This window comes from Cecembia sp. (assembly GCF_007126775.1).
Classification (GTDB): domain Bacteria; phylum Bacteroidota; class Bacteroidia; order Cytophagales; family Cyclobacteriaceae; genus Cecembia.
Genome location: NZ_SLAP01000166.1, coordinates 55,469 through 69,515 on the forward strand (window position 1 = coordinate 55,469; position 14,047 = coordinate 69,515).

12 protein-coding genes are annotated in these 14,047 nt (G+C 41.2%); 5 read left to right on the forward strand and 7 right to left on the reverse strand.

The window, feature by feature from the left end:
- Positions 1 to 71: 71 nt before the first annotated feature.
- From QZT73_RS11185 to QZT73_RS11195, 3 genes are all read right to left on the reverse strand, one after another.
- Entirely contained in the window at positions 72 to 2,771 is a 2,700-nt protein-coding gene (locus QZT73_RS11185) for a TonB-dependent receptor plug domain-containing protein (RefSeq protein WP_291788180.1), read from the reverse strand.
- 221 nt (positions 2,772 to 2,992) lie between these two features.
- A complete protein-coding gene (rlmN, locus tag QZT73_RS11190) occupies positions 2,993 to 4,054 on the reverse strand; it encodes a 23S rRNA (adenine(2503)-C(2))-methyltransferase RlmN (protein WP_291778765.1) in 1,062 nt (353 codons plus the stop codon).
- Between the two features lie 38 nt (positions 4,055 to 4,092).
- Positions 4,093 to 4,809 carry a pyridoxine 5'-phosphate synthase gene (locus QZT73_RS11195; RefSeq protein ID WP_291778762.1) on the reverse strand — a complete coding sequence of 239 codons (717 nt, stop codon included), beginning with the start codon at positions 4,807 to 4,809 and terminating at the stop codon, positions 4,093 to 4,095.
- A gap of 61 nt (positions 4,810 to 4,870) precedes the next feature.
- On the opposite strand from QZT73_RS11195, the gene QZT73_RS11200 reads away from it, so the two are divergent.
- The 4 genes from QZT73_RS11200 to QZT73_RS11215 all read left to right on the forward strand — a co-directional run bounded on the left by QZT73_RS11200 (position 4,871) and on the right by QZT73_RS11215 (position 8,123).
- On the forward strand, positions 4,871 to 5,320 hold the full coding sequence (locus tag QZT73_RS11200) for a GatB/YqeY domain-containing protein (RefSeq protein WP_291778759.1): 450 nt from the start codon (positions 4,871 to 4,873) through the stop codon (positions 5,318 to 5,320).
- Positions 5,321 to 5,326: 6 nt separating this feature from the next.
- The gene (locus QZT73_RS11205; RefSeq protein ID WP_291778757.1) at positions 5,327 to 5,872 is read left to right on the forward strand and encodes a CvpA family protein; all 546 of its coding nucleotides are present in this window, start codon (positions 5,327 to 5,329) and stop codon (positions 5,870 to 5,872) included.
- Complete coding sequence (locus QZT73_RS11210) at positions 5,856 to 6,443, forward strand: aminodeoxychorismate/anthranilate synthase component II (protein ID WP_291778754.1); 588 nt, start codon at positions 5,856 to 5,858, stop codon at positions 6,441 to 6,443. The genes QZT73_RS11205 and QZT73_RS11210 overlap by 17 nt, the downstream gene beginning before the upstream one ends.
- A 627-nt stretch (positions 6,444 to 7,070) precedes the next feature.
- Positions 7,071 to 8,123: a sialidase family protein gene (locus tag QZT73_RS11215; RefSeq protein WP_291788182.1), complete on the forward strand. Its 1,053-nt coding sequence runs from the start codon at positions 7,071 to 7,073 to the stop codon at positions 8,121 to 8,123.
- 278 nt (positions 8,124 to 8,401) lie between these two features.
- Here the strand turns inward: QZT73_RS11215 and dnaN are convergent, their stop codons facing one another.
- The 4 genes from dnaN to gldA form a co-directional block, all read right to left on the reverse strand.
- A complete protein-coding gene (gene dnaN, locus QZT73_RS11220) occupies positions 8,402 to 9,526 on the reverse strand; it encodes a DNA polymerase III subunit beta (protein ID WP_291777477.1) in 1,125 nt (374 codons plus the stop codon).
- Positions 9,527 to 9,649: 123 nt separating this feature from the next.
- The gene (gene gldG, locus QZT73_RS11225; protein WP_291788184.1) at positions 9,650 to 11,329 is read right to left on the reverse strand and encodes a gliding motility-associated ABC transporter substrate-binding protein GldG; all 1,680 of its coding nucleotides are present in this window, start codon (positions 11,327 to 11,329) and stop codon (positions 9,650 to 9,652) included.
- A complete protein-coding gene (gene gldF / locus QZT73_RS11230; protein ID WP_291788186.1) occupies positions 11,326 to 12,048 on the reverse strand; it encodes a gliding motility-associated ABC transporter permease subunit GldF in 723 nt (240 codons plus the stop codon). Before gldF ends, gldG begins: the two co-directional genes overlap by 4 nt.
- A 3-nt stretch (positions 12,049 to 12,051) precedes the next feature.
- Entirely contained in the window at positions 12,052 to 12,963 is a 912-nt protein-coding gene (gene gldA / locus QZT73_RS11235) for a gliding motility-associated ABC transporter ATP-binding subunit GldA (protein WP_291777468.1), read from the reverse strand.
- Between the two features lie 411 nt (positions 12,964 to 13,374).
- Here gldA and QZT73_RS11240 point away from each other — a divergent pair, with 411 nt between their 5' ends.
- The gene (locus QZT73_RS11240; protein ID WP_291788187.1) at positions 13,375 to 13,788 is read left to right on the forward strand and encodes a GxxExxY protein; all 414 of its coding nucleotides are present in this window, start codon (positions 13,375 to 13,377) and stop codon (positions 13,786 to 13,788) included.
- Positions 13,789 to 14,047: the final 259 nt, after the last annotated feature.

The window sequence follows — 14,047 nt, forward strand, 5'->3', positions numbered from 1 at the left end:
CAAATATAGGAAAAAAGAAAGAAGCCCCGAATAGAGGCTTATTTTCATGGTTAATTTTTGTTCTTGGAAGCTTATAATTCTTGTTCCAGATAGGAAATACGTCCATACCTGTCCATTCCCTGTACGACAATTTTAAATTTCTGAACCACATCATTGTTGAAAAAATCGATCTGGGCCGTGTTGCCCTGCCACTGTATTTTAGGATTCCAATAAAGGGTAGACCTATAATCTGGAGCAGGAGAATTCTCTCTATCGTATTGGGGGATGTAAAATTCTTTTGAAACCGAATAACCTGGAAAGCGCACATTGATTACGCCATCTCCTAAAGGCTCAAGACCGGCTCCTCTTCGGGTATAGAGGGCTATAGCTCCATTCGCTCCTCCGGCACCAAAGACAGATAGAGTAGCTGCATCTTTAAATATTTCCACAGAGGCAAGATCTCTTGGGGAAATTGAGCTAGCGAAAGAAATATCTACCGGAACATTGTCCAAGAGGATAAGGGGATCAGTTCCAGCCTGTATAGACCCTACACCCCTGATCCGAATAGATGGATTACCAAATGCATCAGGGATAACCCTTACACCAGCAAATCTTCCCTGCAACAGTTCCCAAATATCTCTGAATGCCTCGAATCCCCCGATTTCAGATGGGGTAAGGGAAACATCACCCTTCCCATAAACCCGGGTAATTTCTTCTTCGTTTGCGTCAAATTTTTGACTTTCTAGTACAAACTCATCAATTTGTATCTCCTTCATTTCTCCAAATGCAGCCTCTGCTACCCTGCGCTTTTCTGCAGTCGAAAGAAAATCCCTGACCATTGGTGACACTTCAAATTGGTTGATCTCTGGGCTGAAGCCACTCCATTTCACATACTTTGAAAGCGGAGGATCCAGATCCAGATTCACCATTTCCTTATGCCTTCTATCACTTGCAGCTATGGTGAGCAAGGTGGTATCCTGAAATTCAAGATCATCAATTATGAATTTTCCATTTTCACCAAATTCCACAGCCAAAAAATCCTCAGACTCTCCTTTGGAGAATACATTGATCAGACCTCCCGTCAAACCTCTTCTTCCTTCATTTTTTGGGCTTATCTTGCCTGTAATATTGATGCCCTGTTCTATAAAGTTTTTGTTTTCAATGTTGCCTGCCAATACATCCTGCCAATTGAATCTTCTCCATCCATGCGTAAGTAAGATCAGGTCTATGCCTGCTTCATCGTAGGTGCTGCCAAAAAACTTTTTGGCTTCGTGGATATTTCCCTGGAGCTCTGATTCTAATTTTAAATAGGAAATGATGTTGGATTGAAAACTGTAAGGAGCCTCTTTGGCATCTGTGATGGAGACTGAGTAAATTCCACCTTCAAAACCATCTCCATCCACTTTAAGCTGCCAACTGTTTTTACCACGGGCCTTAGTATTTATTTGGTCTGCCTCAAGTTTTAAAGAGAATCCATTTTCCATAGCCACAAAGGCCAATCTTTCTGCCAAAGGTGTTCCCTCTGGCTCAAATATGGTTACCTGGTTGATACCTGGTGGCAGTTGTTCTTTGTTCACCCTTGCTCCTGTAACCCCATTGCGCAAGTCAAGTACCTGCATATAACCAATGCGGCCTCTTGCATGAATGACCAGCAAAGCCTCTCCATTTGGAGATATTTTCAGATAATCTTGGGATTGAACAAGAATATTTAAAAGTTTGGGATGGGAATTGTCAACAGCAAGATTGATGCCTTGTGTTTTGATTTGAGGTAATTTCTTTTTGATTTTGCCATATGACGTTTCTATTTCTGCCTCAATGATTTGGTCAGCTTGAGGAGTGAGAGAAAAAGCCCCAAGTCCGGAAGCATTGGTCTCGAAATCTATATCCCCAGCCTCATTGCGTACTTTTCCTTTTAAGGCTATTGGGGAACCATCTGGATAAACAGCCCTGACAGCTACTCTGTTACTGAATCCAGCTATCAAATCACCTCCCTCAGGAAGAAATTGAATATCCATACTGGAGGAAGCAAAGGGAAGGATGAATTTTCTAGATATGCTGTAGGCTTCATTTTCTTCTTGGGTCAATTGTAAAGCAGTTACCTGACTCAGATCTGCCTCAGGGATATCAAAAGACAAGATATGTTTTCCTTCTGCATCAAGTTGAAAAGTCCCTGACTGAAGTGTCTTTTCCCGGTTGAGCAACTCAAACTGAATGGTTTCATTGGCCAATGGTCTCAAGGTATTGTTTACCGCGGTAATATTTGCCCTATAGCTTGCTTGATCCCCAAACTCTTCTACCTCAAAACTGACTTCGGGCTGAAATTTTAAATTGTAAGGATCCATTACCCTAAGACTGGACTGAAAGACCATTTCTTCACCAAAACCTTTTAGCCAGTAGGAGTAGGCTTTGATGTGGTACAAGCCCTCTCTTGTAAAAACATCCAGCTTGAAGTCCCCGAATCCATGCCCATTATCTATTTTAATGGTCTTTTGCTGCAATAAACTTCCCTCATTGTCCAGAAGATCCACGTAGACCACTTTGCTCAAGGGAGAAGGGATATCGGGACTACCCGCAGTCAAAAACACAGAAAACCAAATATTGTCTCCCGCAGCATACAAATTTTTGTCCATGTGTACAAAAACCTTCTCCTCTGGTATATCATCCACATAATTTTCCATTAAGGAGATGATTTTTTCTGTTAGTTCGCTGATGCCAGGCTTGTTTTGAAATGATGTGAAAAGGTAGAATGCAGGAATTACTAGTAAAAGAATAATGTACGGTACTTTCTTCATTGTGAACAATTATGTTTAACCTAAAATTGAAATCATTTGCTTCCTTTAAAACGTTTTAAAATAAAACTTAGTTTTACTTTTTTTGAAGTCTTGGAGCAAAAATTTCCCAAGTGTTGTATTTTTAGGTCACAATTATAACTAATAAAATAAAATATACAAATAGCTATCTTATATTATCTCTGGAAAAAGTATAATTTGATTTTTATAATTTAATTATGTTTTTATTGAATTTGTGCTACCTCATTTTTATTCGCCAATTGGCCACAGGCAGCGTCGATATCCTGCCCTCTGGATTTCCGAACCTTAGCAATAATGCCATTGGTTTCCAAAATACGTACATACATGTCCACGGCATCTTGGGACGCCTGTCGGAAATCTCCCTCATCAATGGGATTGTATTGGATGATGTTGACTTTTGATGGGATAATTTTGCAGAATTTGGCTAAGGCTTTGGCATGCTGTTCATCATCATTCACAGCGTCCCAAATAACGTATTCATAAGTTACCTTTCTTTTGGTTTTTTGATACCAATACTGGAGTGCCTCACTCAGGTCTTCCAGTGGGTTGACATCATTGATGGGCATCAGCATGCTTCTGGTTTCATTGATGGCAGAATGTAAGGAAATGGCAAGATTGAATTTTACGCCATCATCGGCCATTTTTTTGATCATTTTTGGAATACCGACTGTAGAGAGGGTAATTCTTCTCGCTGCCATTCCCAAGCCTTCCGGAGAGGTGATTTTATCAATGGCCTCGATGACATTATTGTAATTGAGTAAGGGTTCTCCCATACCCATAAACACAATATTGGTCAATGGCCTGTTGAAAAAAGTTTCCGCCTCTTCTTTAATGGCCACTACCTGATCATAAATTTCATCAGGGTTGAGGTTACGCATTCTTTTCAACCTTGCTGTGGCACAAAAATTACAGTCAAGGCTGCAACCTACTTGGGAAGATACGCATGCAGTTATTCTCTTGCTGGTAGGAATAAGTACCGATTCGACAATTTTGTCGTCATACAGCTTGACCGCATTTTTAATGGTGCCGTCCACCGAATGCTGCATCAGGTCAACTTTAACATGGTTGATGGAAAAGTTGGCCTTGAGCATTTCTCTGGTCTCTTTGGAGATATTGCTCATGTCATCAAAATTTTTGAGGGACTTATTCCAAAGCCAGTCATATACCTGCTTGGCACGGAATTTTTTGTCTCCCTGTGCTACAAAAAATTCCTCCAGCTGTGTCAAGGTCAACTTTCTGATGTCTCTTTTTCCGGTACTCTCCATGGTGCAAAGGTAAGAAAAATTTAGCCCGAATTAGATACTTACAATTCCAGTTGCCTTCTATACATCTGTATGGTATTTTCCAGACCATAGTAGAGTGCATCGCAGATCAGGGCATGCCCTATGGACACTTCATCCAAAAATGGAATGTTTTGTTTTAGGAATTTGAGGTTTTGCAAATCCAGGTCATGGCCTGCATTCAGTCCAAGTCCCAGTTCTTTGGCCAATAGGGAAACCTCTTTGTAGGATTGGACTGCTTTTTCCCGATCAGAAGGATATTGAGATGCATAAGGCTCCGTATACAGCTCTACCCGGTCTGTCCCTGTAGTTTTTGCAGGCTCGAAATATTTGTGCTCTGGATTAATGAAGATGGATACACGGGTACCGTATTCCTTCAACTCAGCGACGATATCTTTTAACAATTCCTGGTGGGTGATGGTATCCCAGCCATTGTTGGATGTAAGCACATGAGGGGGATCCGGCACCAAGGTGGCCTGTGCTGGCTTTACCATTCTGATGATTTCCATGAAGCGCTTATCCGGATAGCCCTCAATATTGAATTCAGTGGTCAATACCGGCGCCAAGTCCACTACATCCTGATACCTGATATGTCTTTCATCTGGTCTTGGGTGAACAGTAATACCCTGAGCACCGAACCGCTCGCAGTCCAAGGCTACTTTAACCACATTTGGATTGCTCCCACCACGGGCATTGCGAAGGGTGGCGATTTTGTTAATATTTACACTGAGCTTGGTCATTTTCCTAAATTAAAAAGGTATTTTTGTACAAATTTACACCTATAACACAAAGAACAAGACAATGAGTTTAAAGACAAGTGTAGAAAGTGAAATTAAAAAGGCCATGCTGGCCAAAGATAAGGACAGATTAAGGGCACTCAGAGCGATAAAATCGCAGATATTGCTGGAAGAGACAAAAGGGGGTGCCGCAGGGTCCATTTCAGAAGAAGATGAATTGAAACTCTTGACCAAAGCAGCCAAACAAAGAAAGGATTCTGCAGATATTTATAAACAGCAAAATAGAGAAGATCTTTATGCGGTGGAAATGGCTGAACTGGAAATTATCAATGAATTTTTACCTAAGCAGCTTTCAGAGGAAGAACTGGAAGTAGCTCTCAAAAACATTATAGCGGATATTGGAGCCGAGGGGCCTAAAGATATGGGTAAGGTTATGGGTGCAGCTACCAAAGCCTTGGCGGGCAAAGCCGATGGAAAAATGATTTCCCAAAAAGTAAAAGCATTGTTGGCTTAATAAATATTGGAGGCAATAGATATATTCATATTGGTTTTTTTGGCCATTGGAGCTTACAGCGGCTACAAACAGGGGCTTTTTATCAGTATCCTGTCTATAGTCGCTTTTATCATTGCTTTGATTTTGGCTTTCCACCTTATGGACTGGGGAGCCCAGCACTTGGCTGAACACGTTACGGAACTGACTTTTGTGCTTCCTTTTATCGCTTTTATCATGATCTTCTTAGGGGTAATTCTGATAATAAGGGGCTTGGCCTATTTGGTTAAAAAGACCTTGGATTTTACCATATTGGGTTCGGTTGATAATATAGCGGGAGGCGTATTGGGTGTTTTGAAAACTGCCTTTATTTTGAGTTTTTTTTTATGGATTGCAGACTCTTTAGAATTCAAAATTACAAATGAATGGATTGCGGATTCTAAGTCTTATCCTCTGATTCAGCCCTTGGCACCAGTTGTGATCAGTTTTTTGGATGATTATACCCCGATCATCTCAGAAGCAGTACAATCGATACAAGCTTTGGTAAATTTAAGTGCAGATGGTATTGCTGATTGATAATTTTGATTCCTTTTCCCATATGTTGGCGGATTACCTTAAGCAAATAGGCATAGAGCTGCATATTGTACGCAATGATGTGGATCCAGAATTCCTATTGAAGGATGAGTGGGAAGCCTTGGTATTGTCTCCGGGCCCGGAAATTCCCGATAAGGCAGGAAATCTCAATAAGATCCTTGCGCAGTATATAGGTAAAATCCCAATTTTGGGCATCTGTTTGGGACATCAAGCTTTGGGACAGTATTTTGGGGCTGCATTGGTCAAAGGGCAGCACCCAGTGCATGGGAAAGTCCATCAGGTTATTCAGAAGAAGGCACACCCTTACCTTAAAGGCCTGCCTCCACAGTTCTTGGTAACCCGGTACCATTCTTTGGAGATCAGGGATATGCCTACTGATTTGGAAGTTTTACTGGAAACTACCAGTGGGGAGATTATGGCTTTTGCACATAAGTATCTTCCAATCTTAGGAATCCAATACCATCCTGAAGCCTTTCTTACAGAATTTGGCCTGGAAATTTTGAGCAATTGGTGGAAGGAGTGCCTTGCTTCAAAGGTGAAAATTTACTTCTGAGAATTCAACATTTAGGGAAATGTTCTGAAAAAGAAATGACACTTATTGAAGCTTCATCTTTCTCTACCACAGGGGGATAAGTTCTGGCAGATATTTTTTTAACCACGTAGGAGAAGATAGCACACATAGCTTTCCCGGTATCTACCGCCTGAATTTAAAAATAAAGGTTTGCTGCTGCCCTGCTATGTTTTCTATGCATCTATGTGGCAGATTTATATTTTTAACACCAAACATAGTACATATAGTTTTCCTGGAGTCAACTGTATGATTTTAAAGAAGGTTTGGTGTCGCCAAAATATCCTTTATACATGGGACATTTGCTTTCTATGTCACTTTGCCAATTTGGAGAAGTATCTATTTCGCTTTTGGAGACCCTTCTCCCGAGCCATCGGGTTACCATTGACAGACTACAGTAACCGTCACCCTGATCCCGAGTAATTCGGGAGAAGGGTCTCCTATCATATGGGAGATGCTTCGACTCCGCAGGCTCCGCTCAGCATGACGTTTCAATAACTGTCATTGCTTTTCTGTCAATGCCAAATTTTAAAATCTCAGAGTGACGGATTCAGTTATCTCCATTGATTAAGCGTTTGATTTTCTTTACTTTTAACAGAAACTTCGACGCACATGAAAAATACGCTGCTTCTTTATTTCTCCTTTTTTGTGGGCATGTCCCATGCTTTTGCCCAATCAGCTTCTGTTAGTAAAATGGTTCCCGAAATTGAGCATTTTGAATTGGTTTTTCAAGGAGAAATGCCTTTTGAGCAGTGTCATGCATCCTCCATTGAAGCATTGGGGGATGGTCAATACATGATGGTTTGGTTTGCAGGAACGCATGAAAAAAATGATGATGTGGGTATTTGGATGGCAAAGGGAAGCCCCGGCAATTGGTCTGTACCAAAACTCTTGGTAAAAGTCAGAAATGACGCGCATTGGAATCCAGTCCTTTTCCAAAGCCCTGAAGGAAGACTTTTTCTTTTTTTCAAGGTGGGAAAGGAGATCGATGACTGGGAAACATGGCAGATCTTTTCAGATGATTTAGGGAAAACATGGTCCAGTCCGAAGGAGTTGGTTGAAGGAGATAGGGGTGGAAGAGGGCCTGTAAGGAACCATATATTGGTTTTGTCCAATGGGGTTTGGCTGGCTCCTGCATCTATAGAAAAAGACAAGGTCTGGAATGCATTTGTAGATGTATCTGAAGACAAAGGAGAGACTTGGACCAAATCTGACACCCTTTTGCTAGATAGGAAGCTAATAACAGGAGAAGGGGTGATACAGCCCTCTTTGTGGGAATCATCTACTGGTAATGTGCACATGCTATTGAGAACATCAGCTGGGAAAATTGGCCGGAGTGATTCCTTTGATTATGGGAGAACCTGGTCTGTACTTAGTTTGACCGATCTCCCGAATAATAATTCCGGAATTGATATAGCACAGATCCAAGGGAATACTTTGGCTTTGGCTTATAACCCTGTAGGGAAAAATTGGGGTCCTAGGTACCCTATGAGCCTGGCCATTTCTACTGATAACGGGAAATCATGGACTGTTAAAATGGATATTGAGGAAGGTGAGGACGACAATGAGTTTTCATACCCCTCTTTGATCTATGAGGAGGGGTACTTGGTCTTGTGCTATACCTGGAACAGGACCAATATCCGTTTTGTGAAGATTAGGATGTAATGAGGGGAATAGGTAAAAGGAGAACCGACTGTAAAGAAATCAGCCCCTTGGCTGCCCCTGATAGCTACCGGGGTAGGGGGGCAGATTGAAGGGAGGGAATAAGAGCCAAGGAAAAAGATAAAAGAGGGATGTCGAGAAAGAGGCTGGATAATAGGCCAAAAGAAAGCCCTGATTTGTTGTTTGAAATTTGATTTAGGTTTTTCCCAAATAAAAAAGAGGCCGTCCCAATTGATGAGACAGCCTCAATTTATTATATCTTGGTACAATCCCTCTAGACATTAAACGTAATTGTTTAACATCACCGGCATGACCAACATGAGGATATCTTCATTTTCAGAAGTATCGGATGGTACGATGAGACCGGCACGGTTTGGTGCAGAAAACTGTAAGGTTACCTGCCTGCAATCCAGGTTGTTAAGCATTTCTACCAAAAATTTTGCATTGAAGCCGATTTCAATGTCTTCTCCGTCATGCTCACAGGAAAGCCTTTCATTGGCTTCATTGGAAAAGTCCAAATCTTCTGCGGAAATCTGCAGCTCGCTTCCTGTCAATTTCAGCCTTACCTGATGCGTGGTTTTATTGGCGTAGATGGCGATCCTTCTAAGTGAACCCAAGAAATCCATCCTGTCAATAGTCATATGATTGGGGTTTTCTACAGGAATCACATTTTCATAATCAGGGAAGCGCTCATCAATCAGCCTACAGATCATTTTGATGCTATTGAACTTGAAGTAGGCATTGGAACTGTTAAACTCAACCGATACAGGTACGTTTTCTGATGGGAGTGTAGACTTCAATAGGTTCAAGGCTTTTCTTGGTATAATCAGGCTGGTGGCATCAGGAGAAGCCACATCCACTCTTCTGTACCTTACCAATCTATGTCCATCAGTTGCTACAAAAGTTGCATTGGTACTGCTGAGATTGATGTACACACCGGTCATAGCAGGCCTCAATTCATCATTGCTTGTTGCAAATATGGTATTGCTGATCGCAGAACTCAAAACTTCAGTTGACATGTCCACAGCAGTGGCATTGGTAACTGTAGGAATCTTAGGAAAGTCAGTAGCATTCTCCCCCGCGAGCTTGTAACGGCCATTGTCTGAACTGATTTCTATGCTATAGGTGTCATGGTCAATACTGAAATTAACTGGCTGCTCAGGAAGATTCTTTAAAGTTTCGATGAGAATTTTTGCAGGAACGGCTATGTTTCCATCCTCTTTAGCTTCCACCTCAATTTCGGTCATCATCGAAGTTTGTAAATCAGATGCTGTGATGGTCAGTTTTCCATCTTTGATTTCAAAAAGGAAATTTTCAAGAATCGGGACAACCGGATTGGTGGTCACCACACCGTTGATTGCTGAAAGTTGCTTCAAAAGAGCAGAAGAAGAAACAATAAATTTCATATAGAAAGGGCTTATGTTTTTGCAGTTATTTAAACAGGGTAAATTTATAAATAAAATTATAAAAGCAGCCTTTTGCACTTAAAAAACCTTGAAATAATCAAAGGCCGCAACAATATCCTGAGATCAGGTATATTTTCGCTTTCGTAAAAAGCCCCATAAAAGGCCAATTAAGATAAAGAAAACTACCGGTACCAGTATATTTATCAGTTGCCATTTGGTTTTTTCTTCGCGGACTTTCAATTTGTTTAAAGGCCTGATTTGAAGGGTTTTGGTTCTTGAAGCCATGATTCCATCAGGCTCCAGCAGAAAATTCACCGCATTTTGTAGCAATTGCCGGTTGGCATATTGTGTATTGTTAAATGGATCTTCCCCAATAGGAAGAGGGTTTCCATCCCGGAAATCTTTTTGACTTTTAAATAAATTACCTGTTCCGGCCACAAGTACCTTTCCTCCCTTTGAGCTTTCCTTGTAAGTATTTCTGTCCACTCCTTCTGGGAGAAATCTGTTTCTGAATAAAGAAGTAAATTGACCCTCTAATAAATAAAGCAAGGGCAAATTGCCAAGCCCAAAATCTTCGAGATTGGGTTCTTTGGCCATATCTTCAAATGCTATCCTTACTGGTGCTGCTAATTTTCTGCTGACCTCAGAACCAAAAATCAAGGGAGTTTTGCTGACGCCATCTGCTTTTACCGTATCCATACTGGCCACAAATCGAAACATAACCTGGTCTAACCCTTTGGTAATGGGATGTGCGGCCATACGGCCGGCAGCAACATAAAATGGCCAGGGTAGAGGAACCACTTGCTCCTCATCCCCATAATAACCTGCCATCACAGGATGGTATCCAAAGTTCATGTCCTGAATCAAATCTTTGTTGACACGAATGCCATAACGAAAAAGTAATTGGTCCAACCCATGGTCCAAAGGCATGGCCACGGTGCCATCACCACCCGCATTTTCCAGTTCAAAGGTGCTTGCATCCAGCAGAATTATGAGGTTTCCCCCTTTCATAAGGTATTGATCAAAAAAATAAATTTCTCTTTCCGAAAAACTTTCTTTTGGGCCGGCAATGATGATGATGTCAAAGGGGTCCAGGTCTTCCGGCTTAGTTGCCTGCTCCATTGGTATTTTGTAGACCTCATGCAAATCCACCAAAGCTTCCACTATGCCAAAGCCCTCATCTTCCTTCATCTCACCTTTTCCAATGGTCATACCTACAGCAAACGCTTTGTCGGTACTGATCTTTCGGATAGCCTGAATCAGTTCGTATTCCAGATTTTCTACGGAATGGTTGAGTTTTTCATCTGGCCCCATTCCTCTTTCCCCCTGAAGCAGGAGTGCTCCTGTTTCAAATTCTTCATTCCTTACTACTACACCTGGGAAAATCAAGCGACTCTTTTGTCCCCCATCTTCTGTTATGAAAAGATTGGTAGGGTTGATGCCGTATGTTGCGAGGCCAACGATGTAATCCTCCCTTACATCAGCAGGTAATGCCATGGGGTCTTCATAATAAAAACTGATCCTCTGCCTGCTGTAAGCATTGAAAGTCCTTATGGTCTCCTCTATCGCGCGCTGTAGGCGGCGCATGCCTCCTGGAAGATTTCCAGTCAATAGGATTTCTACTTCAACAGGTTCCTCCAAGGCCTCCAGTACAGCAATACTTGAGGGATGCAAGCTGTACCTTTTTTCCGCAGTCAGATCCAGCCGGAAAGGGACAAAGCGAATGATGAGAACAATAAGCAATATTCCCCCGAAAAGAAAAACCAGACTTTTAGCTGTGGATTTGAGCTTGCTATTTTTCATTTCTTTCTAATGATTATGCCCGTTAAGCCCAACATCAATACAATAACCATCAAAAAATAACCCAGATTCTGGCCATCAATCACTCCCCTGGCCATACTTTGGTAATGGTAGCTCAAACTCAGTTCTTCTAAAAAAAGCGCCAATGGGCTCATAATATTGAGCTGCACCAATGCAGTCAGCCCAAAATACAAGAGGAAAGAAATAAATACTCCCCAAATGAAAGCAACCATTTGATGAGAAGTCAACGAAGAACCCAGTATTCCGATGGCAGCGAAAACTGCTCCTATCAATACCAGTGCAATCCAGGATCCAAAAAAACCTGCATGGTCAATATTGCCCCTGGGTTCACCGAGTTCTACCATGCTAAAGTAATAAATGAGGGTGGGTAAGAGCGCAAAAATAATCAATGTAAGTGAGGCCAGGTATTTGGCAAGGACAATTTTGTGAATGGATAAGGGTGAGGTCATAAGCAACTCCCAAGTACCGGTCTTTTTTTCTTCGGCTATCATTTTCATAGTGATGGCTGGGATCAAAAATAAAAAAACATATGGCGTGTAAAAAAAGAGAGGCTCCAAGTCTGCAAAACCATATTCCAAAACCGAGGTATCAGGAAACACCCAAACGATCAGTCCGATAGATACCAAAAAGACGGAAAGAATCAGGTAACCGCTAAGGTTACTGAGAAAGCCGTTGATTTCTTTCCAGTATAAAGCACGCATAACTTAACTGCTTTGTGTTATTTGATGAAATATACTTTCCAGGTTGCGTTCTTTCACCTGTATGCCGAGCAAGGTCAGCTGTTTGTTCTGAATGATCTGTAAGACCTGTTTTCTGGCTTCATTGCTGTCAGCAACAGTAATGCTGAGGGCATTATGCTGCCCATTTTGAAAAGAAACCTCTCCCAAATCAGCAAACCATTCTAATTTGAGGGACTCCTCGGTTTCAAGTAACAGAATGGAATTTCCGGATGTCTTTTTAAGGTTACTCAAAAGATCGGAAGCTACAATTTTCCCCTTGTTGATGATCACTACCTTATCACAAAGTATTTCTACTTCCTGCATGATGTGTGTGCTCAGGATGAGGGTTTTGTTTTGACTGATGTCTTTGATCAGGTTACGGATTTCAACCAGTTGATTGGGGTCAAGCCCTGTAGTAGGTTCATCCAGGATAATCACTTCAGGATCATGGATCAATGCCTTGGCAAGTCCTGCACGTTGTCGGTAACCTTTAGAAAGCTGCCCTATTTTTTTATGTGCCTCCCTTTCCAAACCGCAAAGTGAGAGCAGTTCATTGACTCTCAATCGAAGATTCTTCCCTGACATTCCATACAGCCCTCCAATGAAAGAGAGAAATTCCTTAACATACATGTCCAGGTACAAGGGGTTATGTTCCGGCAAATAGCCAACCAATTTGCTGATCTCCTTGGGCTTCTCCAATACGGATAAGCCATGGATATGTACATCTCCATCATCCGGTAGCAAGTAACCGGTCGCTATTTTCATTGTGGTTGATTTTCCTGCACCATTGGGCCCCAAAAAACCAAGGATTTCCCCTTTTTTGGCTGAAAAGGAGATGCTGTCCAATGCTTTTTGTTGGCCGTATATTTTGGTCAAATGAAGAACATCTAATGACATGTAACGATAATTATGGGGTAAAAATAGGGAGAAATATCAAAGTCTAAAAACCAAAAAAGGCTTCAATGAAGCCCCTATGAAAGAAAGTACAACCATCAGTCGTCTATCTCGATTGATATTAAACCTTACAGATGCTAATATAAGCCAGGGAAACCGATTTTGCAAATTCCGGCTTTTTGCGTTTTTATCAGAAAAAGAGCTTGTTTCAGTCAAAGGATTATAATGAACCACGACCTGTCCGAAAATCGGGAAAAGTGACAAAAGGAGACAAAAGAGAGGTGTTCATAAGAGGTTGGGTGACTAGATAGCTTTTGTGACTATTGTGTCCTTTTGTGTTTAAATTCTGAAAATTTTTTAATAACTTTATAGTTATACGGTTTGTGATTTTATTGACTTTAAACTTTGATTTTTATGAAGCCTACCAAATCCATCATTAAAGACCTTACTTACAAAATTAACGGCGCTGCAATTGAAGTCCACAAAAACTTAGGGCCAGGATTGTTGGAAAGCGTTTATCATAAGTGTTTTGCTTACGAGCTGGAGCATAGAGGTTTGCATTTTCAATCTGAACTCAGGATTCCCATTGAATACAAAGCCCTATCTATTGAATCAAAATTGAGATGTGATTTTTTTGTTGAAAACTTGATCACCGTGGAGTTAAAAGCTTTAGATGATATTCCACCAATAGCTGAAGCTAAATTGATCAGTTACATGAAACTCTTAAAGTCCCCAAAAGGAATTATGTATAACTTTAATGTTATCAACCTTTACCATGAAGGCCAAAGAACGTATGTGAATGATTTCTTCACTTATTTAGATGATTGATTTATGAACCACGACCTGTCCCGAGAATCGGGAAAAGAGACAAAAGGGGACAATAGAGAGTTTTTTCATGTGGTGTGGGGACTGGAGAGCTTTTGTGACTGTTGTGAACTTTTGTGTTTAAAAAAGATACTATTCAGGCAATATTAGTATCATAGGTAAAAAAGAGGACTTCTGATTTTGGAAACACCAAGAAAGACGAAATTATTGAACCACGACCTGTCCCGAGAATCGGGAAAAGTGACAAAAGGGGACAAAAGAG